1 rRNA gene is annotated in these 512 nt (G+C 50.2%); it reads right to left on the reverse strand.

What is annotated here, in order from left to right:
• Positions 1 to 389, reverse strand: a 16S ribosomal RNA gene (locus tag GO007_RS18140); the annotation flags it as partial.
• Positions 390 to 512: the final 123 nt, after the last annotated feature.

The following is a 512-nucleotide window of genomic DNA, read 5'->3' on the forward strand; positions in this document are numbered from 1 at the left end:
CATCAGGCTTGCGCCCATTGTGCAATATTCCCCACTGCTGCCTCCCGTAGGAGTCTGGACCGTGTCTCAGTTCCAGTGTGGCTGGTCATCCTCTCAGACCAGCTAGGGATCGTCGCCTAGGTGAGCCATTACCTCACCTACAAGCTAATCCCATCTGGGCACATCTGATGGCATGAGGCCCGAAGGTCCCCCACTTTGGTCTCGCGACGTTATGCGGTATTAGCTACCGTTTCCAGTAGTTATCCCCCTCCATCAGGCAGTTTCCCAGACATTACTCACCCGTCCGCCACTCGTCACCCGAGAGCAAGCTCTCTGTGCTACCGTTCGACTTGCATGTGTTAGGCCTGCCGCCAGCGTTCAATCTGAGCCATGATCAAACTCTTCAATTTAAGTTTGATGCTCGTGTTTCTTTATTTCTAAAGAAAAGAACTTCGTAATGAATTACGTATGTTCACTCACTGAGACTTGGTATTCATTTTTCGTCCGAGGACGTTAAGAATCCATGTCACTTT

The sequence above is a fragment of the Klebsiella sp. 10-1 genome (assembly GCF_009758445.1).
Classification (GTDB): domain Bacteria; phylum Pseudomonadota; class Gammaproteobacteria; order Enterobacterales; family Enterobacteriaceae; genus Klebsiella; species Klebsiella scottii.